The 19,486-nt window shown below is 23.7% G+C and carries 20 protein-coding genes; 19 read left to right on the forward strand and 1 reads right to left on the reverse strand.

From position 1 onward, the window contains the following. The 12 genes from ACQY31_RS05945 to ACQY31_RS06000 all read left to right on the forward strand — a co-directional run bounded on the left by ACQY31_RS05945 (position 1) and on the right by ACQY31_RS06000 (position 11,365). Complete coding sequence (locus ACQY31_RS05945; protein WP_428079411.1) at positions 1–1,104, forward strand: DegT/DnrJ/EryC1/StrS family aminotransferase; 1,104 nt, start codon at positions 1–3, stop codon at positions 1,102–1,104. Positions 1,105–1,107: 3 nt separating this feature from the next. Beyond that, positions 1,108–2,226, forward strand: coding sequence for a DegT/DnrJ/EryC1/StrS family aminotransferase (locus ACQY31_RS05950; protein WP_428079413.1), 1,119 nt, complete (start codon positions 1,108–1,110; stop codon positions 2,224–2,226). Continuing rightward, the gene (locus ACQY31_RS05955; RefSeq protein ID WP_428079415.1) at positions 2,213–3,502 is read left to right on the forward strand and encodes a TIGR04372 family glycosyltransferase; all 1,290 of its coding nucleotides are present in this window, start codon (positions 2,213–2,215) and stop codon (positions 3,500–3,502) included. The genes ACQY31_RS05950 and ACQY31_RS05955 overlap by 14 nt, the downstream gene beginning before the upstream one ends. 2 nt (positions 3,503–3,504) lie before the next feature. Further along, entirely contained in the window at positions 3,505–4,803 is a 1,299-nt protein-coding gene (locus tag ACQY31_RS05960) for a TIGR04372 family glycosyltransferase (protein WP_428079417.1), read from the forward strand. 4 nt (positions 4,804–4,807) lie between these two features. Continuing rightward, a complete protein-coding gene (locus ACQY31_RS05965) occupies positions 4,808–6,091 on the forward strand; it encodes a hypothetical protein (RefSeq protein ID WP_428079419.1) in 1,284 nt (427 codons plus the stop codon). 1 nt (position 6,092) lies between these two features. Next, positions 6,093–6,947: a hypothetical protein gene (locus tag ACQY31_RS05970; protein WP_428079421.1), complete on the forward strand. Its 855-nt coding sequence runs from the start codon at positions 6,093–6,095 to the stop codon at positions 6,945–6,947. A 130-nt stretch (positions 6,948–7,077) separates the two neighbouring features. Further along, on the forward strand, positions 7,078–7,635 hold the full coding sequence (locus ACQY31_RS05975) for an SIS domain-containing protein (protein ID WP_428079422.1): 558 nt from the start codon (positions 7,078–7,080) through the stop codon (positions 7,633–7,635). Beyond that, positions 7,635–8,426 (forward strand): sporadic carbohydrate cluster 2OG-Fe(II) oxygenase, encoded by a 792-nt coding sequence (locus ACQY31_RS05980; RefSeq protein WP_428079423.1) that lies wholly within the window; start codon positions 7,635–7,637, stop codon positions 8,424–8,426. The genes ACQY31_RS05975 and ACQY31_RS05980 overlap by 1 nt, the downstream gene beginning before the upstream one ends. Then, positions 8,423–8,830, forward strand: a complete 408-nt coding sequence (locus ACQY31_RS05985) for an LIC12192 family sporadic carbohydrate cluster protein (protein WP_428079425.1) — start codon at positions 8,423–8,425, stop codon at positions 8,828–8,830. Before ACQY31_RS05980 ends, ACQY31_RS05985 begins: the two co-directional genes overlap by 4 nt. 4 nt (positions 8,831–8,834) lie before the next feature. Next, complete coding sequence (locus tag ACQY31_RS05990) at positions 8,835–9,497, forward strand: class I SAM-dependent methyltransferase (RefSeq protein ID WP_428079427.1); 663 nt, start codon at positions 8,835–8,837, stop codon at positions 9,495–9,497. Between the two features lie 3 nt (positions 9,498–9,500). Then, a complete protein-coding gene (locus ACQY31_RS05995; RefSeq protein ID WP_428079429.1) occupies positions 9,501–9,854 on the forward strand; it encodes a phosphoheptose isomerase in 354 nt (117 codons plus the stop codon). Continuing rightward, positions 9,851–11,365 (forward strand): PfkB family carbohydrate kinase, encoded by a 1,515-nt coding sequence (locus tag ACQY31_RS06000; RefSeq protein ID WP_428079430.1) that lies wholly within the window; start codon positions 9,851–9,853, stop codon positions 11,363–11,365. The genes ACQY31_RS05995 and ACQY31_RS06000 overlap by 4 nt, the downstream gene beginning before the upstream one ends. A 5-nt stretch (positions 11,366–11,370) precedes the next feature. Here ACQY31_RS06000 and ACQY31_RS06005 read toward each other — a convergent pair whose 3' ends face one another. Beyond that, positions 11,371–12,522 carry a hypothetical protein gene (locus ACQY31_RS06005; RefSeq protein ID WP_428079432.1) on the reverse strand — a complete coding sequence of 384 codons (1,152 nt, stop codon included), beginning with the start codon at positions 12,520–12,522 and terminating at the stop codon, positions 11,371–11,373. A gap of 228 nt (positions 12,523–12,750) precedes the next feature. Between ACQY31_RS06005 and ACQY31_RS06010 the strand changes: the two genes are divergently transcribed. Genes ACQY31_RS06010 through ACQY31_RS06040 form a run of 7 tightly spaced genes read left to right on the forward strand, consistent with a single transcriptional unit; the run spans position 12,751 to position 19,486 of the window. Next, positions 12,751–14,016, forward strand: coding sequence for a class I SAM-dependent methyltransferase (locus tag ACQY31_RS06010; RefSeq protein ID WP_428079434.1), 1,266 nt, complete (start codon positions 12,751–12,753; stop codon positions 14,014–14,016). After that, on the forward strand, positions 14,003–14,380 hold the full coding sequence (locus ACQY31_RS06015) for a cupin domain-containing protein (RefSeq protein ID WP_428079436.1): 378 nt from the start codon (positions 14,003–14,005) through the stop codon (positions 14,378–14,380). Before ACQY31_RS06010 ends, ACQY31_RS06015 begins: the two co-directional genes overlap by 14 nt. After that, entirely contained in the window at positions 14,380–15,486 is a 1,107-nt protein-coding gene (locus tag ACQY31_RS06020; RefSeq protein WP_428079438.1) for a DegT/DnrJ/EryC1/StrS family aminotransferase, read from the forward strand. Before ACQY31_RS06015 ends, ACQY31_RS06020 begins: the two co-directional genes overlap by 1 nt. Continuing rightward, entirely contained in the window at positions 15,487–16,236 is a 750-nt protein-coding gene (locus ACQY31_RS06025; protein ID WP_428079440.1) for a class I SAM-dependent DNA methyltransferase, read from the forward strand. After that, complete coding sequence (locus ACQY31_RS06030) at positions 16,237–17,424, forward strand: glycosyltransferase family 4 protein (protein ID WP_428079442.1); 1,188 nt, start codon at positions 16,237–16,239, stop codon at positions 17,422–17,424. It abuts the gene before it with no gap. Next, positions 17,425–18,537, forward strand: coding sequence for a GDP-mannose 4,6-dehydratase (gmd, locus tag ACQY31_RS06035; RefSeq protein ID WP_428079444.1), 1,113 nt, complete (start codon positions 17,425–17,427; stop codon positions 18,535–18,537). After that, positions 18,524–19,486, forward strand: a complete 963-nt coding sequence (locus tag ACQY31_RS06040; protein WP_428079446.1) for a GDP-L-fucose synthase family protein — start codon at positions 18,524–18,526, stop codon at positions 19,484–19,486. Before gmd ends, ACQY31_RS06040 begins: the two co-directional genes overlap by 14 nt.

Below are 19,486 nucleotides of genomic sequence, written 5' to 3' on the forward strand. Positions count from 1 at the left end.
ATGAAAATTAATTTTGTTGATTTAAAGTATAGATACAAGACAGAAAAAAATGACCTTAATAGAATTTATAATAGGGTTTTGAAAAGTGGAAATTTAATATTGTCTAATGATGTACTTAATTTAGAAAATCAGATTGCAAAAAAACTTAATGTTAAATATTGTGTTAGTTTAAATTCAGGAACAGACGCCTTAATGATGGCTTTGTGGGCCTTAGGAATAAAAAAAAGGGATGAGGTCATAACGAGTACTATTTCATTTATTGCGACCGCTGGATCAATAGCGCACGTTGGTGCAAAACCAGTTTTTGTTGATTGTGATAAATATTTAAATATTGATGTAAATAAAATTGAAAAAGCAATAACAAAAAAAACTAAAGCTATTATGCCTGTGCACTGGACAGGTCGTATGGCAAATATTCTTGCTATAAAAAGAATAGCAAAAAAATTTAATTTGAAAATTATCGAGGATGGAGCACAATCAATTGGAAGCGTATATAAAGGATATAAACCTGGGCAATTAAGTGATGTTGCTACATTTTCTGCTCATCCACTAAAACCTTTAAATGCTTTAGGTGATGGTGGATATTTAGTTACTAATTCTAAAAAAATTTATCAAAGTATTAAGCTTTATAGAAATCATGGACTTAAGAATAGAGATAATGCAGAAATTTTTGGGGTTAACTCTAGATTAGATGCATTACATGCAGGTGTTATATCCTTTAGATTAACTAAATTAAAAAATGTGATTAAATTGAGAGAAAGAAATATCAAAAGATATAAATCAAAAATTAAAACAAAATTCTTTAGAATTATAGATGATGAAAAAAATACACAAAGTACGCATGCTATGTTTGTGTGTTTGGCTGAAAGTAGAGATAAACTAAACAATTTTTTAAGAAAAAAGGGAATAGAAAGCTTAATTTATTATGGTAACCCTCTGCATTTACACAATGCTTCAAAAAATGTTTACAAATATAAAAAGGGTGATTATCCAGTAGCTGAAGATATTTGTGATAAAGTTATTTCATTACCTTTCCATCAAGGAATTTCTTTAAAAAAAATAGACTTTATTTGCAAAACAATTAATAATTTTTATGAAAAATAAGATATGACCAAAGTAAAAGTACCATTTAATTATCTTCAGTTCCAATTTAAAAATAATGCTGAAATATTTAAAGATTGGAAAAAATTAATTAAAACTACAGATTTTACACTTGGACATAAAGTTCTCGAATTTGAAAACAAATTTTCTAAATATATAGGCGCAAAATATTGTATTTCAACAAATAATGGAACAGACGCACTAATATTATCTCTGAAGGCATTGGGAATTAAAAAGGGCGATGAAGTAATAACGGTGTGTAATTCTTTTTATGCAACTACTGGAGCTATTGTAGCATGTGGTGCAATACCAGTCTTTGTTGATTGTGATGATAGATATCAAATTGATATTAATCTAATAGAGGAAAAAATTAATACAAAAACAAAAGCAATATTGCCAGTTCATTGGGGAGGTGCATCACCCGATATGTATAAAATTAAAAAACTGGCAAAAAAATTTAAATTAAAAATATTAGAAGATGCTTGCATGGGTATAGGAGCAAAAATTAAAAATAAATCTCCAGGAACTTTTGGAGACATCGGCGCATATAGTATGCACCCATTAAAATCATTAAATGTAATGGGCGATGGAGGAATGATTGTAACTAATAATAAAAAATTAGCTGATTGGATTAAATGTTACAGGAATCATGGCATGATTAATAGAGACAATAATAAGATTTGGGGAGTAAATGCAAGATTGCAACCTTTACAGGCTGTCGTAGCCATCAATCAATTAAAAAATTTAGATAGAATTATAAAAATAAGAAACAAAAATGCAAAAATTTTAGATGAAGGTTTAAAAAAACTTAAAAAATATATTATTGTTCCAGAAAGAGTAAAAAATTTTACAGAAACATTTGCACTTTATATGTGCTTGTTTAAAAAAAGAGATAAACTAAAATTTTTTTTAGAAAAAAATGGAGTTGAAGTTAAGATTCATTACCCCAAACCTCTCCATTTACAAGAAGCTTCAAGAATTTATGGTTATAAAAAAAATAGTTTTTTAAAAGCTGAGAAACAATGTAAATATTTATTAACTTTACCTGTCCATCAATATTTGAGCAAAAAACAATTAATGCTTATGGTGAAGTTAATAAAGCAATTCTATAATGAAAATAAATAGTGTTTCTGAATTTTTAAAAAGACAATTTAAAGATATTAAAGAATTAAATAAAAAAGCTTTAATTAGAAAAACTAAAAAATTATTTTTATATTTTTTATTTATTCTTCTAATACCAATTACTCTTCCAATTATATTTATTATAAGAATAATTAATAAATTTTTTTTAATAAGAATTGGATCAATACCAAGTTCAAGAATAGGTCATTTTTGTTTAAATACAGAAATTTACTTATGTAAAAAAAATGAATTATCAAAAAAAATAAAGGTAATTGATTTTCTTTATTTAAATAAAATTATTTCAAATAACTTTTTAAAAAAAAAATGGTCAAAAATAATAAATTTTTATCCAAGGATCATACTAGAGCCACTTGATTTTTGTAATTCTATAATTCCATTTTCTAATAAACATAAAATTAAATTTACTATCTTTGGAGATAGAGATGTTGAAAATCTTTTACCAAAAAATAAACCATTTTTAAATTTAACTTCTCAAGAGATTTTAGAGGGAGAAAAATTTTTATTAAATATGGGAATTAAAAAAAATGATAAAATTGTCTGTTTAAATGTAAGAGATGATGCATTTCTTAAGATCAATGATAAATCAAAAGATTGGTCGTATCATTCTTATAGAGATGCAAATATTGAAAATTTTTTAGAAGCAGCAGAATATCTGGCTGAAAAAAAATATTTTGTTTTTAGAATGGGAGTAAAGGTAAATAAAAAATTTTTATCAAATAACAAAAGAATTATCGACTATGCAACAAATGGCATGAGAACAGAATTTTTAGATTTTTTTTTAGCATACAGATGTGAGTTTTGCATTACTACTGGTTCGGGATATGATGCTATACCGCAATTATTTAGAAAACCCCTTTTATATGTCTCATATTCACCATTGGCATACCTAAATACATTTAATACAAAGAATTTAACAATTTTTAGAACTCATTTATCGTTAGAAAATAACAAAGAAATGAGCTTGAAAGAAATTTTTTCTAAAGGTGCTGGATTTATATTTTCTACACAAGGATTTAAAAATAAAAAAATTAAACTACTTGAATCAACCTCGTCAGAGATAAAAAATGCAACAGAGGAAATGGTTCAAAGACTTGAAAATACTTGGGAAGAAACAGAGGATAATAAAAATCTTCAAAGTAGATTTTGGGAAATTTATAATGAATGTATTAATAATTTGCCAGTTAAGATTGATGAATTACATGGAGATCAAAAATCTAAAATCGGATATTCTTTTTTAAAAAAGAAAAATTTTATTTAAAAATGAATAAATATTTATCTTTACATCACTTTTTATTTAATAAAATTGGAAAATTATTTAATTGTAGATTTTTATTTCTGCATCCTTCTGCAATTGGTAATGCTTCAGAGGAGTTGTTATTTTCCTTATACAGAGCTCAAAAAGAAAAAAAAAAAATAATTTTAATTAAACCAAATTTTCTTATAAAAATTTTATATCCAAATAATTCTACATATAGTTTAAATTTTATAAAAAATGAAAATCTAGCTTTAGAACCAGACTCAATAATTTTGAGTATTGTTTCGTTTTTATTTTCAATTTATTTTTTAATTGCAAAAATAATGTTTGCTTTATTGAGAAAAATTTTAAGACTTCAAGCTAATGGTTATTATTGGAGACCAATGTTTGGTCAAGATTTGATTTGGACACCAGATTCTTTTAATAAATTTGATTGGAAGCTTGTAGAAGATTTTCAATGGCAAAACGAAATTAAAAAGGGATTACATATAGAATTGAATAAAAAAAAATTTGAAAAGTATGAAAATCTTGAGTTATCAAAAAAATTAAAGGATAATTGGTATGTGTGTCTTCATGTGAGGGATGGAGGTTACAAAAAAGATTTTAAAAATATACGAAATTCAAATATAGAGAATTACTTTGAAACTATTAAATATATAATTAGCTTAGGTGGATATGTTATTAGAATGGGAGATAAAACTTCTAATCCAATTAATAAAGTTTTTTTAAATGAATGCAATGGAAAATTAGTAGATTATCCTTTTGAAAATTACAATGACCCTGCTTTCGATATTTTTTTAATTTTTAATTGTAAATATTATATAGGGACTAGTTCAGGGATTTTAGACACAGCATGGTTATTTAATAAACCTGTATTGACAACTAACAATCCACATTGGCTAAATGTGTTACCACTTCGTAAAACAGATATAGGAATTTTTAAAAAAGTTTATTCAAAATCAAAAAAAAAATATCTTAAAATTTCTGAATGGTTAGATGAGTTTAATTTAATTAGAAGTGAAGATTATGGATCAGATGATTGGAAGTTTGAGGAAAATAATTCTGAGGAAATTAAAAAAGCGTTTAAAGAGTTTATTGAAATAAATAGTTCTCAATTTTATTTATCATCGAAAGTTCAAATTAATTTTAAGGAAAAATATAAAAAAACAATCAAAGCATTAAGTAAAAATTTCAAATTCGCAGAAAATAATTATGAAAATCAGATTGAATGGTACAGACATGGTTCAAGGCAAATTAATTGGCAAGGTAATATTGCTAATTTTTTTTTAGAAGATAATTATTAATATAATGAAAATAATTAATTTTTTTAAAAGAAAAAAATTTAAATCTATAACAGAATTTTTTTTTTTCGTATTAATATCAATTTTTTTTCGCTTTAGATTTTTAATTATTGCAGAAATAATTTCATTAATTGCGATAAGATTTATTTTTCGTCCGATAAATATTAATCATTTGTTAAGTCAAATATATCATCAGAAAAGAAATTATGAAAAAGAGAGGAAGTATTTTAAGAAATATTTGTTAGATAATCTTAAAATTAAAAAAGTCGAACCTCAAATGCTTGCGGAATATTTTTTGATTTGTTCTTATTGTAAAAATAAAAGGGATATCAAAATATTTTTAAAATATTCTATTAAAAATTCTTCAGTTTATTTTTATGGTATCGGCTTGTTAAGATATTTAGAAAATGAATCAGATTTTAAAAATTATTTTAGCAAAAGTATTAAAATATTTTTTAATGATAAAAAAAAAGAAATTCCAAATTATATTAAAATGATTATAAATTTTGAAACAAAATATAATTATAAAAAAAATTATAATCAAATTAATATAAAAAAATTAAATTTTTTAGATAAAGATCAGATTAGAATAGAAAACTATTACAAAAGTAAAGAACCAATAGTATTAGTTGGAAGTGATTACACATACTTTAAAATTTTTTATTCACATTATGTAAAGCTATTTTTTGAAACAAATAATAACTATTTACATTTTCATTTATTTTTAAAAAATAAAAAAGAGTTAATTCGATTGTCGGATATAAAACTTTTAAATAATAATATTTTAATATCATACGAATATATTAAAAAGAAAAATTTTCCAACTTCAATAACAATTGATAGGTTTAAAATTTGCTATTATATATTGAGAAAATTAAAAAAAGACGTTATGCTTACTGACATTGACTTAAATCCAAATTTTTCATTAAAAAATATTTCAAAAAAAATAATTAAACAAGATTGTAAATTTGGATTTGTAGATGAAAAATTTGGTGTTCCTTGGGCCAAGTACGCTGCTGGTTTCTGCTATTTTACAAAAAAAGATAAAATTGTATTAAGTTTCTTATCTACTTTAATAAACTTTTTTGATAAAAAAAGACAAAATCAAATGTTTTGGACTGTTGATCAAACGGGTTTATTTTTAGTAAGTCATTTATATAAAAAAAATATAAATTTTAAAATTTTAAATCTTAATAACCATGTGAATTTTCAAAAAATGCTTGACACACCATGGTATTTACAGAGAAAAAAAATAAAATCAAAAATGACTTTGATAAAAAAGGAAAAATAGTATGAAATTTTTTTTTTTAAATTTGCTAAAATTTTTTTTTGCAAAAGAAATTGTTTACTTTATTGGAAATATATATCTAAAAATAGAATTTATTTTTTTTACAAAAAAAGAAATACTTAATAAAAATATTATTTTAAAAAATAGTTTAAAGACAAAGAAAAGAGCTTTTATTCTAGCAACTGGTCCAAGTTTATTAGATTGTGATTTAAAATTGTTAAAAAATGAAGATTGTTATTCATTAAGCAACTTTTTTTTGCATGAAGATATTGAATATATTAAGCCAAAATTGCATTTTTTTGCACCTTATCATGATTTAATACCAATTGAAAATTGGGTGAGATGGCTTCATTTAGCTGATACTAAATTGCCTAAAGATACTAGCATAGTATTAAATCATTCAGATAAAAAATTAATAACTAAAAATAATATTTTTTCAGTTAGAGAAAAATATTTTATTTATCTATCATCATTTGCTAGCAAAAAAAACTTTGATGTTTTGAAACCTATTTATGGAGCGCAAACAGGGCCATTGATGATACTTCCTTACTTATTTTATCTAGGATATAAAGAAATATATTTATTAGGTTGTGACGCAAATAACCTTAAAAATTATAATTTTGAAGTTGAAAATTTCTACGATAATTCTCTTGATATAAGAAAAGTTGCAACAAAACCTTGGGGGGGTGGAATAATTAAAGAATTAAAAGCTAATATAACAGCTTTTGAGCAATTCAATGATTATAGCAAACTTGCTAAAAAAAATAATATTAAAATATTCAATTTGTCTAAAAATTCTTGGATAGAGTCTTTTGAAAAAAAAAAATTTAATGATGTTATTAATATTAAAAAATCTTAAAAAAAAAACAAATGATTTATGTTAAAGAAGTTAAAATTTATTTTTATTAAAAAAATGGACTTATAAGTAAATTTAGTTTAGATATTGTAATGTATAAAACTAGAACTAAAAAACTAAATTTTCAATATAAATGAGCAACAAATTTATCCAAAAATATTTAAAAAATTTTGAAGAAGTTTTTTCAAAAGAAAAGAAAAAATATTTGTATTTAAATGATGTTTGTGAAAAAATAAAAAAACTAAAAAAAACAAATAAAATATTAATTTTTGGAAATGGTGGCAGTGCACCTATAGCCTCTCATTTTAGTTTAGATTTATCAAATAATACAAAAATTAAATGTCTGAATTTTAATGATCCTGGATTGATAACATGTTTTTCAAATGATTATGGTTATGAAAATTGGGTTGATAGGTGTATTAAAATTTTTTCTTTACCTGGCGATTTAATTATTTTCATTTCATCAAGTGGTAATTCATTAAATATGACTAAAGCTGCAAAAAATGCAAAAAAATCTAATAATTTAGGAATAGTTACATTTACTGGATTTAGTAAGAATAATAAACTTAAGAAAATAGGCCATCTAAACCTTTGGGTAGATAGTAACAATTATAATTACATTGAAAACATTCATCAAATTTGGTTGCTAGCGATTGTAGATACAATTAAGAATAGTTTGGGTATAAAATAATGTTTATATCTGATTTAGAAAAAAAGAAATCTTTAAAATTTATTAACAATGGATATTTAGTTTGCAAAATAACCGAAAAAAAATCTTTAGAATGGATTACAGATTTTTTTACAAAGTTTATAAAAAAAAAAATACCCAAAGTTAAAAACAAAGAAAAAAATTATATTTTTAACAATTTGCATAAAATTTTAAGTTCAAATAATTTAAATTCTTTTAGATTATCGCTTTTGAAAGAAATAAATGGAAATATTAATTTTAAATTTCATTATTACAATGTCTCAAAAGAAATTTTAGAAAATATAGTTGGGAACGAATTAGCAATGCAAAAAAATATAAATTTAAGCATCCAATTTCCAAAAGATAAAAGTTCGTTACTTACAATGCACGCGGATACATGGTCGGGAGACTCTCCATTTGAAGCAGTAATCTGGTTACCATTAGTTAATGTTTCAAAAACAAAATCGATGTATATATTACCACAAAAAAAATATTCTCGATTTTTAAAAGTATTAAAAAAAAACAAATCAAAAAGTACTTTAGAAATTTATAAAAAACTGAAGAAAGATTTAATTTGGCTTAAAGTTAGTTATGGTGAATTAGTTATTTTTAACCAGTCTTTACCACATGGAAATATTGTTAATAAAGAGAAAGAGACTAGGTTATCAATGAACTGCAGATTTAAAGGCCTTTATACTCCTTATGGCACTAAAGAATTTGGAGATTTTTTTACTCCAATTACAATGAAAGCAGCAACAAAAATAGGAATAAATTATAAACTTCCTAAAATATGAAAAAAAAATTAACTTTACGTGGGTACATCTCAAGTAGAGAGGCTCTTGGAAAATTTTATCCACAGAAAATCCAAAATTTGATTATAAGAGAATTTTGTAAAATAAAAAATTTTAGTTATATGTTAAGCGCAGCTGAGTATAAGATGAAAAACTCTTTTTTAGTTTTAAATGAGATTATAAAAGATTTGAATAATGTTGATGGAATTGTAGCTTTTAGCTTGTATCAATTTCCAGAAAATAAAAAAAATAGAAATAATTATTTAAAAAAAATACTTAATAAAAAAAGAATTATGTCTTTTGCTCTTGAAGAGATTATTATAAGAAAAAAATCAGATATTGATTTAGTAGATGACTTGTGGGGAGTTAAGAAAACTATTTTAAATAAGAAAAAACCATGGAAATAATTTTATGAAAAAATTAATGAATATAGTTACACGACTTCATAAATCTACAGAAAGAGATTGTTTGGCAAGAATGAATGACGACAAAGTTCATTGTATGAGTGTTGCGAGAAAATTTGGTAAAGAGTTTTGGGATGGTGATAGAAGATATGGTTATGGAGGGTATAAATATATACCAGGAAGATGGAAACAAGCTGCTCAAAATCTTATTGAAGAATATAATCTTAAAGAAGGTTCTAAAATTTTAGATGTAGGGTGTGGAAAAGGATTTTTGTTAAAAGAACTTTTAATGTTACAACCAAAATTGCATGTTGAAGGTTTTGATATATCTAAATATGCTATAGAAAATTCTCATCCTGATGTTAAGAATAATTTATATATTTTAGATGCAAAAAATAAAACAAAATATGTTGAAAATGAATTTGATTTAGTAATTTCATTGGCAACATTTCATAATTTAAGATTATATGACCTTGAACAATCTTTAAAAGAATTTGAAAGAATAGGAAAGCAAAAATATTTAATGGTAGAGGCTTATGAAAATATTGAACAACTTTTTAACATGCAATGCTGGGCTTTGACGTGTAACGCTTTTTTTTCAAAAGATGAATGGATATGGCTTTTTAATAAATTTGGATACACGGGAGATTACGAATTTATATATTTTTAAATTATGAAAAAAAAAGTTTTTTGTTTTGATTTAGATAATGTAATATGTAGATCTCATCATAATTTTTATAAAAAATCAAAACCATTAAAAAAAACAATATCATTTATAAATAGAATTTATAATAATGGTCATACTGTAAAAATTTTTACTGCTAGAGGAATGACTACCTACAAAGAGAATATTAGTGTAGTAAAAAAAAAATATAAAAATTTTACTATTAAGCAATTAAAAAAATGGGGAGTGAAATATCATAAGCTTTATTTAGGTAAACCAGCTTACGATTATTTTGTTGATGATAAGGCATATAATGTTAATTCAGAATGGAAGAGTTTATTCATAAAAGAGTTAAAAAAATGAAAATTATTGAACTTGATAAATTATCTAAAATAATAAATGTTTTAAGAAAAAAAAAAAAAATTGTCCAATGTCATGGTGTTTTTGATTTATTGCACCCAGGCCATATAATTCATTTAAAACAGGCAAAATCTAAGGGAGATGTGCTAGTAGTTACATTAACTCCAGATAAGTTTGTTAACAAAGGACCTAATAGACCTGCTTTTAATCAAAATTTAAGAGCTGAAACATTAGCCTCATTATCATTTGTTGATTATGTTTCTATTTCTAACTCTCCTGATGCTATTAAAGCAATTAACCTTATTAAACCATATATTTATTTTAAGGGTCAAGAATATAAACAATCTAAAAAAGATATTACAAAAAAAATATCTTTAGAGTCAAATACAGTAAAAAAACATGGTGGCAAAATTCTTTTTACATCAGGAAAAGTTTTTAGTTCAAGTAATCTAATTAATCAATATTTGGGTGTACATGAAAACAACCAAAATAATTTTATAAAAAAATTAAAGGAAAGATATAATTTTAATTTCTTAAAACAGAAAATTGAGGATTTTAAAAAATTAAAAATTCTTATTATTGGAGAAGCAATTATTGATGAATATATTTTTTGTGAGGCTTTAGGAAAATCAGGTAAAGATCCAATGATAATGTATAAAAAATTTTTTACAAAAAAATATTTTGGTGGCTCATTGGCAGTAGCAAATAATATAAATAATTTTACAAATAAAATTAATCTTTATTGTATGATAGGTAAAAACGACAATTATAGGGATATAATTATAAAAAAAAAAACAAATAAGATTAAAATAAATTTTTTAGAAAAAAAAAACTCACCTACAGTAAAAAAAACTAAGTATATAGATGAGGTAAATAATATTAAAGTTTTTGGAACTTATGAGATTAACGATAGCATTCTAACAAAAGAAGACGAAAAAAAAGCAATTAATTTTTTAAACAAAAATATAAAAAAATTTGATATCGTTATTGTATCTGATTATGGCCATGGTTTTATAACAGACAAGTTGGCAAAAACTATATGTAGTAAATCAAATTTTCTAGCTTTAAATACCCAAGTAAATGCTGCGAATACAGGTTATCATTCAATAAATAAATATAAGAATGCAAATTGTGTAATTATTAATGAAACTGAGCTAAGGCAAGATTTGCGAAATAGATACTCTCCTTTAGAAAAATTGATGCTTGAAATGCAAAAAAAAATTAGATGTAAATATCTTATTGTAACCAAAGGAAAACATGGTTCAATTCTACATGATAAAAAGAGTAAAAAATTTTATAGATGTCCAGCATTTGCAAATAAAGTAGTTGATAAAATTGGGGCAGGAGATGCAATGCTGTGTATGGTTTCAATGGCTTTATTTAATAAACTTGGTGCTGATTTTTCACTTTTTCTTGGATCTTTAGCCAGCCAACAATCAGTAGAGTCCTTTGCTAATGAAAAATCTGTAGATAAAATTAAAATTTTACAATCAATTAAATATTTTATGAAATAAATATATTATTTTTTAATATTGATTTTTTTAAAAACATCCTCAGCCATTAATTTATAACCAAATTCATTATAATGCGTAGGTAGCTCATAATGAAAAATAGATAATTTATTTTTTAAATCTTTGAATGCATCTTCACCATCTATAAAATTAAAATTATTATTTTCTGCAATTTTTTTTACATTATTTTTTAAGTTATTTAATTGAATTATTTGCGGATGATTATTAAATTTTTTGTAGGATAATCTTATATAACTTGGAACGTAGTAAATATATAATTCTTTTACTTTTTTATTTTTCGCAAATTTATACATATCATTCACAGTAGAGTTATAGCTCTCTTTATCTAGTAACTCAGGGTAGGTTTTAAAATATTTTGTGATTGTTGATAGACCTCGTGTTTTATAAATAAAAAAAATTTTTAATTTTGTTAAAAAAGAATTTTTTTGTATATATTTTTCTTCAACCAAATAATCTTTCTCTATTACTGGCTCTGACAAAAAATCACTCCATAGATTAATAGTTGTATTAATACTATTATTAAGCGTTTCTTTATCAGAAATCATTTTATTATATGTATCTAAATTATTATTTCTGGGATTTTCATAGTCATTCATTTCATAAAAAATCCAAACTAATTTTTTGAAATCAGTATTATTCAATATTTTTTTGGCTATAGCTAATTGTTGCCATGGTTGAGTTCCATGTATACCTAAATTTAAATATGAATTATTTGAATTTACTTTTTCTAGCTGAGACTTAAAATCATAAGGTTTATTTATACAATTTGACATTGTAAAAGAATCTCCAATTAGAACTACATCTGAATATGAATATCTTTCATCTTTATTTTCTCTAAACCCATATTTGTCAGTTTTAAATATTAAATTATATTTTCCATTCTCTTGAGAACCACAGCCAATCCTTTTTATTCTTCCTGTATAATTTAATTTTTTATATTCTTCAGAATAAACCCTTAAAAAATCTTTATAATCATAATTTTTAATTTTAAGAGATTTATCACTTATTAAATTATTAATAGATATATTAATTCTAGGATGTTTGTAAGATGGAAAACCAGCAACAAAAAAATTCAATGCTTCAAGCATTAAATATAATAAGATGATTAATACACTAAAAATAATCAAGCTATATTTCATTTAAATAACTCTATAGGTTCTATAAATTTTTTTGAAAATTTATTTTATTATAAAAAATAAATCAAAATTAATATTTATTAAGATATAAATTAAAAATAACAATTTAAATAAATAAAAAAATGTAGTCTTAAAAAAAGCCATTATTAAAGGTTTTTTTAAAAAAAATTTATTATTTACACAAAAAAAAGATTTAACTTGAAATTAAATTCAAATATATAAAGCTTTAAAATGTCATTTTTTTTTAAATCATTTGCAATAAAGAAATGTAGAATTTGTGGTTCTAAAAAAATTTCAAGATATATAGATCTTGGAAAACAGCCACCATCAAATAGTTTTGTAAAAAAGAAAGATATTTTTAAACAAAAGAAATATCCTTTGCGAGTAGTTCTATGTAGGAACTGTGGGCTTTCTCAATTAGATACCGTTGTTTCAAGTAAAAGTATTTTTGATAAATATGCATACTTATCCTCAACATCAAAAGCAGTGATTATCACTTATGGGCAAATGGTGAAAAAATTAATTAAAAAATTCAATCCAAAAAAAAATGATTTAATTATTGATGTGGGATCTAATGATGGAGTAACTTTAGACCAATATCCAAAGAATAAATATAATTTGTTAGGAGTTGAGCCATCATCTGCAATTTATTATGCTAGAAAAAAAAAATTAAAATGTATTAAAAAATTTTTTAATTATGATTTATCAAAGAAAATAAAGAAAAAAAATGGTTTTGCTAAGATTATTACAGCAACAAATGTATTCGCTCATAATCATGAGATAAATGATTTCACAAAAGGAATAAAAAATTTATTAGATAAGAAAAGTGGTGTATTTGTAATGGAATTTCCTTATGTAAAAGATATGCTAGATAAATTATATTTTGACACTATTTATCATGAGCATTTATCTTATTTTGCAATAACACCTTTAGATTATCTATTTAAAAAGCATGGTTTAAAAATTTTTGATTATGAAAGACTTCCAGTTGGTGGATCTGGTCCAGCATTTAGAGTTTATGTTTCACATTTAAATTCAAATTACTCTGTTTCTAGAAAAATAAATAATATCCTGAAATTAGAAAAAAATTGGGGTGTTAAAAAATTAAAAAAATATAGTATTTTTTCAAAAAAAGTAAGAAATTTAAGATTAAAATTACTTAAAATGATTAGAAATTTAAAATCGAAAAATAAACTTATTGGGGCATACGGAGCTGCAGCAAAAGGAAATACTATGTTAAATTATTTAGGAATGAATTCTAAAATAATATTTGCAGTTGCTGATAATAGTGAAACAAAAGTTAATCATTATACACCAGGAAGCAATATCAAGATTATTCCTGATAATATTTTTTTAAAGACTAAATGTAAATATGCTTTACTTTTAGCTTGGAATTATGCTGATTTTTTTTTAAAAAACTCTAAATTTATTAAAAATAAAGGAAAATTTATATTACCACTTCCAAAACCCAAGATTATACCAAATGAAAAAAATTAATTATAAAATAGCTTTTTCAGACAAAAGAGGAAAAATTGTTGATCTTATTGAAAAAGAAAAAATACACGCAATAACTTATATAACCATAAAAAAAAATGCAGTTAGAGGAAATCATTACCATAAAAAAACAATACAGTGGAATTATGTTCTATCGGGTAAATTAAAGCTTATCTCCCAATTTAAAGGAAAGAAAAAAAAGTCAATATTGATGAAAAAAGGTGATTTGGTTTTTACAGAACCTTGGGAAAGTCATGCTCTAGTTGGTGTCAGTGACGAATGTGAATTTTTAGTGTTCACAAAAGGACCAAGAGGTGGAAAAGAGTATGAGTCTGATACTTACAGGCTTAAAGAAAAATTAATATAATGAAAAAATTCTATAGGGTATCCACACCTTACTTAGATAGGGTTGAAAAAAAGTTTTTAAATATTGCTTTAAAGAATAATGAAATTTCTGGATTTTTTGGAAGATATATTCCAGAATTTGAAAGAAAATTCTCTAAGTTCTGTAAATCAAAACATGCTGTAACTGTTAGTAGTGGGACTACAGCTTTGCATTTAGCTCTTGTAAGCTTGGGTATTAAAAAAGGTGATGAGGTTATCGTTTCTACTTTAACTAATATGGCAAGTATTTTTGCAATACTTTACATAGGTGCAAAACCTGTACCAATTGATATCGAGGATGACACTTTTAATTTAGATGTAAATTTAATTGAAAAAAAAATCACAAAAAAAACTAAAGCAATTTTAGCAGTTCATTTGTTTGGACATCCTGTTGATATGAATAAAATATTATTATTATCAAAAAAATATAAATTGAAAATAATAGAAGATTGTGCCGAAGCTCATGGAGCCATGTATAATGGAAAGCCAGTTGGATCAATTGGTGACGCAGGTTGTTTTAGTTTTTATGCAAATAAAATTATTACAACTGGTGAAGGTGGTATGATCACATTCAATTCAAAAAGATTTGCTCAAAAAGCAAAAAATCTTAAAGAGTTAGCGTTCGGCAAAAAAAATAAATTTATGCATTCAGATATAGGATATAATTATAGAATGACCAATCTACAAGCTGCATTGGGATGTGCTCAAATGTTTAAAATCAATTCTATTATTAGTAAAAAAATTCAAATAGCAAAACTTTATGAAAAATATTTAGAAAAAAATAATATGATAAAACTACCTTTAACAAAAAAAAATATAAAAAATGTATATTGGATGTATTGTATAAGTATTCCTAGTTTTAACTCTTATAAAATAGAAAAATTAATGAAAGAACTTTTAAAAAAAGGAATCGAAACAAGAAAAATGTTTATCCCTTACAATTTACAAAAATTTAACAAAAATAAAAAAAAAAATAACTGTCCAAAAGCTAATAAAATTGCATTTAATTCATTCTATTTACCCTCAGGTGTAGATTTAAATAAAAAGGATATTAAGTACATTTCTGATTGCTTAAATAATATGGTTTAGATGAAAAAAATTTTTTCCAAATATGCGAAATACTATGACGTTCTATACAAAAATAAATCATATAAAAAAGAAGCTAATTATATTGAAAAGATAATCAACAAGTATGCCGGTAAAAAATTAAGAATACTTGAGCTAGGCTGTGGATCTGGAGGCCATGCTTTTGAATTACAAAAAAAAGGACATAGTATAACAGCTTTGGATACAAGTAAAAAAATGATTGAAATAGCTAATAAAAAAAATTCAAAAAATGAAATTACATTTATTCAAAAAGATCTTAAAAAATTTACCTCAAATAAAAAATTTGATGTCATAATTTTATTATTTCATGTTGTAAACTTTCTAAAACAAAAAAATGAATTAAAAATTTTAGCAAGGAATTCTTATCAAAATTTAAAAAAAAATGGGATTATAATTTTTGACTTTATTCATTTGAATGGTGTTATTTCAGATAAACCAAAAAAAAAAATTAAAATTATAAAAAATAAAAACTTAATTATTACAAGAAAAACAAAACCATTTTTTATAAAATATAAAAAATTATTTAACGTAGAGTTTGAAATGATAATAAATAAAAATAATAAATTAATTGAAAAATTTTATGAAATTCACGAGCTTAGATTACATACTTTATATGAGATTAAAAAAATATTTAAAAATAAATTTTCTGTAATTAATATTTTTAAGTGGATGAAATACAGTAAGATTTCAAATAAAGATTGGTTTGGATTGTATATTTTAAAAAGAAATTGAATGAAAATAGCAGCTATATTGGAGAATAAAATTTCAGCCGGAGGAGGCTTTGCTATGTCAGTTGATTTAATATTGACATTGCAGAAAGCATCGAAAGATCGAGGACATGAAATAATAATTTTCAATTATCATAAAGAAAACTCAAAAATATTAGAAAATCTTGGTTTAAAATTTGTAAATGTTGGAGACAATATATTTGATAAAATTTTTGCTTTTTTAAATTATAGTTTATTAGGATCATTTTTTCAGAGTAAATTTAAATTACATACCTTTTTTGAAAAAAATCTTATAAAACAAAATATTGATTTTGTATTTTTTGTTACACCTTCTCCAAAGCCATTTTATCTGCAGAGATTAAATTATGCTTTAACTGTTTATGATTTATGTCATAGAGATTTTCCAGAATTTAGCGAAGTTAAAGCATATAATAGTTATCATCTAAGAGAGCTTATATTAAATCGATGTGTAGGGCCTGCAACAATTATTATTACAGAGTCAGAGAAATTAAAAAAAATGATTTCTAATCAATTTTCTAAAGATGAAAATAGAATAATATCGATTCCTAATGGACCATCTCCATTAATTAACTCAAAAGAAAATGAGATTAATGAAAAAAAAATATCACTTCCAGAAAATTTTTTCTTTTATCCTGCTCAATTTTGGGAACATAAAAATCATATAAGAATTTTAGAAGCAATAGATATTTTAAAAAAGAAAAATATTAATTTAAATTTTGTTTTTTGTGGAAAAGATAAAGGCAATTTAGGAAATATTAAAAAAAAGATAAATAAATTAAATTTGCACAATAATGTAAAAATTTTTAATTTTTTGTCGAACGAGGAAATAAAATATGTATATAAAAATGCTGTTGCATTAGTAATGCCAACTTATTTTGGACCGACTAATATACCTCCATTGGACGCTTGGGCAAATGAATTACCCGTTATATATTCTAATCATTTATCAGAACAAACATCTGATGCAGCTTTATATGTAGATCCCAATTCTAGTGAAGAATTAGCTGATAAAATTCAAAAAATATTGAATATTGAAGTTAGAAAAGATCTTATTAACAAAGGTAAAATCAGATTAAGTTTTATTAAAAAAGATAGAGAAAATGCTATACATGAATTATCTAATAAACTTAATGACTTTGAAAAAAAAAAAGATAACTGGAAAGTTGGTTAAATGAAAAAAAAAATTGCATTAATAACTGGTGTTACCGGACAAGATGGATCTTATCTATCTGAATTTTTGATCCAAAAAAAATATATTGTACACGGAATAATTAGAAAAAGTTCTTCCTTTAACACCTCAAGAATTGATCACATTTATCAAAGTCCAAATGTTAAAAAAAGAAATTTCTTTTTGCATTATGGAGATTTATCTGATGCATCAAATTTAAGTAAAATAATAGAAAGTATATTACCTGATGAAATTTATAATTTAGCTGCACAGTCTCATGTTGGTACAAGTTTTAATATTCCAGAATATACATCAAATGTAAATGCATTGGGACCATTGAGAATTCTTGAAATAATAAAGTCACTAAGAAACAAAAAAAAAATAAAATTTTATCAAGCATCGACCTCAGAACTTTATGGAATGATAAGTCAAAAAAAACAAAGTGAAAAAAGTAAATTTAATCCATTATCACCATATGCTACTTCAAAGTTATATGGATATTGGATTACTAGAAACTATAGAGAAGCATATAACATATTTGCATCCAATGGAATATTGTTTAACCACGAATCTCCTAGACGAGGTATAACTTTTGTAACAAGAAAAATTACAACTACTTTATCTAAAATATATTTTGGACTTGAAAAAAAGCTTTTACTGGGAAACTTAGAATCTTTAAGGGACTGGGGACATGCTAAAGATTATGCAGAAATGCAATGGAAAATTTTGCAACATAAAAAACCAGATGATTTTGTAATTTCAACCGATTTTCAATGTAGTGTAAGAAAATTTGTTGAGAAAACTGCAAAAGAGATGGGTTTTACTATAAAATGGAAAGGTAAAGGATTGAAAGAAAAAGGAATTGTAAACAAAATAAATAAAAAATTATCAAAACATTGTAAGATAAAAGAGGGGAACGAAATAATTTCAGTTAACAAGAGATATTTTAGACCACTGGATGTAGAAAATCTTCTAGGTGACTCAACTAAAGCAAGGAAAGAACTTAAATGGAAACCAAAATATTCTTTAGACCAACTTGTTAAAGAAATGGTTAAAAATGATTTTAATGAGGCCTATAATCAGTTTCGAATAAAAAATATAGATGAGAAAAACTAGCAAAATATATGTTGCTGGTCATAGAGGTCTGGTTGGATCTGCGATAGTTAATTCATTAAAAAAAAAAGGATTTAGCAAAATTATTCTAAGGACCAGAAGTCAATTGGATTTAACAAAACAAATTAAAGTAAATAATTTTTTTAAAAAAAATAAACCAGAAATAGTTATAATTGCAGCTGCAAAAGTTGGAGGGATCTATGCTAATAATAAGTATCAAGCAAATTTTATTTACGAAAATTTGATGATACAAAATAATTTAATAAATAGTAGCTTTGAAAACAAAGTTAAAAAGGTAATTTTTCTTGGATCTAGTTGTATTTATCCAAAATATTCAAAACAGCCAATTAAAGAAGATTATTTATTAAGTGGAGAATTAGAAAAAACTAATATTTCATATGCAGTAGCAAAAATTTCAGGTTTGGTAATGTGTAATAGTTATAATATGCAATATAATTACAGAACAGATTTTAGATGTTTAATGCCAACTAATTTGTATGGTCCTGGTGATAATTATCATGGGTTAAATAGTCATGTTATACCAGCTTTAATAAAAAGATTTCATAATGCTAAAATAAAGAAAAAAAAATCAATTAAAGTATGGGGAAATGGTCTAGCAAAAAGAGAATTTTTGTTTTCTGAAGATTTAGCTGAAGCTGTAATTTTAATACTTAAATTATCAAAACAGAGATATAAAAAAATTCTATCCAATAATATCAATCATATTAATATTGGATCAGGACAGGAGTATACAATAAAGAATTTAGCAAAAATTATTTCTAATATTGTAGGTTTCAAAGGCAAGATAGAATTTGATAAATCTAAGCCAAATGGAACGATGAGAAAATTTTTATGTAATCGTATAATGAAAAAAATTGGGTGGGGGCCTTCAGTAAAATTAAAAGATGGGATTATAAAGACATATGAAGAATTTAAAAAAATAAATTCCTAA

This window comes from Candidatus Pelagibacter sp. (assembly GCF_965262185.1).
Classification (GTDB): Bacteria; Pseudomonadota; Alphaproteobacteria; order Pelagibacterales; family Pelagibacteraceae; genus Pelagibacter.

Coding starts and splice junctions, on each gene's coding strand:
- ACQY31_RS05960 (WP_428079417.1), top strand. CDS start 3,505: ATGAATAAATATTTATCTTTACATCACTTTTTATTTAATAAAATTGGA.
- ACQY31_RS05970 (WP_428079421.1), top strand. CDS start 6,093: ATGAAATTTTTTTTTTTAAATTTGCTAAAATTTTTTTTTGCAAAAGAA.
- ACQY31_RS05985 (WP_428079425.1), top strand. CDS start 8,423: ATGAAAAAAAAATTAACTTTACGTGGGTACATCTCAAGTAGAGAGGCT.
- ACQY31_RS06040 (WP_428079446.1), top strand. CDS start 18,524: ATGAGAAAAACTAGCAAAATATATGTTGCTGGTCATAGAGGTCTGGTT.
- ACQY31_RS06005 (WP_428079432.1), bottom strand. CDS start 12,522: ATGAAATATAGCTTGATTATTTTTAGTGTATTAATCATCTTATTATAT.
- ACQY31_RS06015 (WP_428079436.1), top strand. CDS start 14,003: ATGAAAAAAATTAATTATAAAATAGCTTTTTCAGACAAAAGAGGAAAA.
- gmd (WP_428079444.1), top strand. CDS start 17,425: ATGAAAAAAAAAATTGCATTAATAACTGGTGTTACCGGACAAGATGGA.
- ACQY31_RS06000 (WP_428079430.1), top strand. CDS start 9,851: ATGAAAATTATTGAACTTGATAAATTATCTAAAATAATAAATGTTTTA.
- ACQY31_RS06025 (WP_428079440.1), top strand. CDS start 15,487: ATGAAAAAAATTTTTTCCAAATATGCGAAATACTATGACGTTCTATAC.
- ACQY31_RS06020 (WP_428079438.1), top strand. CDS start 14,380: ATGAAAAAATTCTATAGGGTATCCACACCTTACTTAGATAGGGTTGAA.
- ACQY31_RS06010 (WP_428079434.1), top strand. CDS start 12,751: ATGTCATTTTTTTTTAAATCATTTGCAATAAAGAAATGTAGAATTTGT.
- ACQY31_RS05950 (WP_428079413.1), top strand. CDS start 1,108: ATGACCAAAGTAAAAGTACCATTTAATTATCTTCAGTTCCAATTTAAA.
- ACQY31_RS05965 (WP_428079419.1), top strand. CDS start 4,808: ATGAAAATAATTAATTTTTTTAAAAGAAAAAAATTTAAATCTATAACA.
- ACQY31_RS05975 (WP_428079422.1), top strand. CDS start 7,078: ATGAGCAACAAATTTATCCAAAAATATTTAAAAAATTTTGAAGAAGTT.
- ACQY31_RS05945 (WP_428079411.1), top strand. CDS start 1: ATGAAAATTAATTTTGTTGATTTAAAGTATAGATACAAGACAGAAAAA.
- ACQY31_RS05980 (WP_428079423.1), top strand. CDS start 7,635: ATGTTTATATCTGATTTAGAAAAAAAGAAATCTTTAAAATTTATTAAC.
- ACQY31_RS05955 (WP_428079415.1), top strand. CDS start 2,213: ATGAAAATAAATAGTGTTTCTGAATTTTTAAAAAGACAATTTAAAGAT.
- ACQY31_RS05995 (WP_428079429.1), top strand. CDS start 9,501: ATGAAAAAAAAAGTTTTTTGTTTTGATTTAGATAATGTAATATGTAGA.
- ACQY31_RS06030 (WP_428079442.1), top strand. CDS start 16,237: ATGAAAATAGCAGCTATATTGGAGAATAAAATTTCAGCCGGAGGAGGC.
- ACQY31_RS05990 (WP_428079427.1), top strand. CDS start 8,835: ATGAAAAAATTAATGAATATAGTTACACGACTTCATAAATCTACAGAA.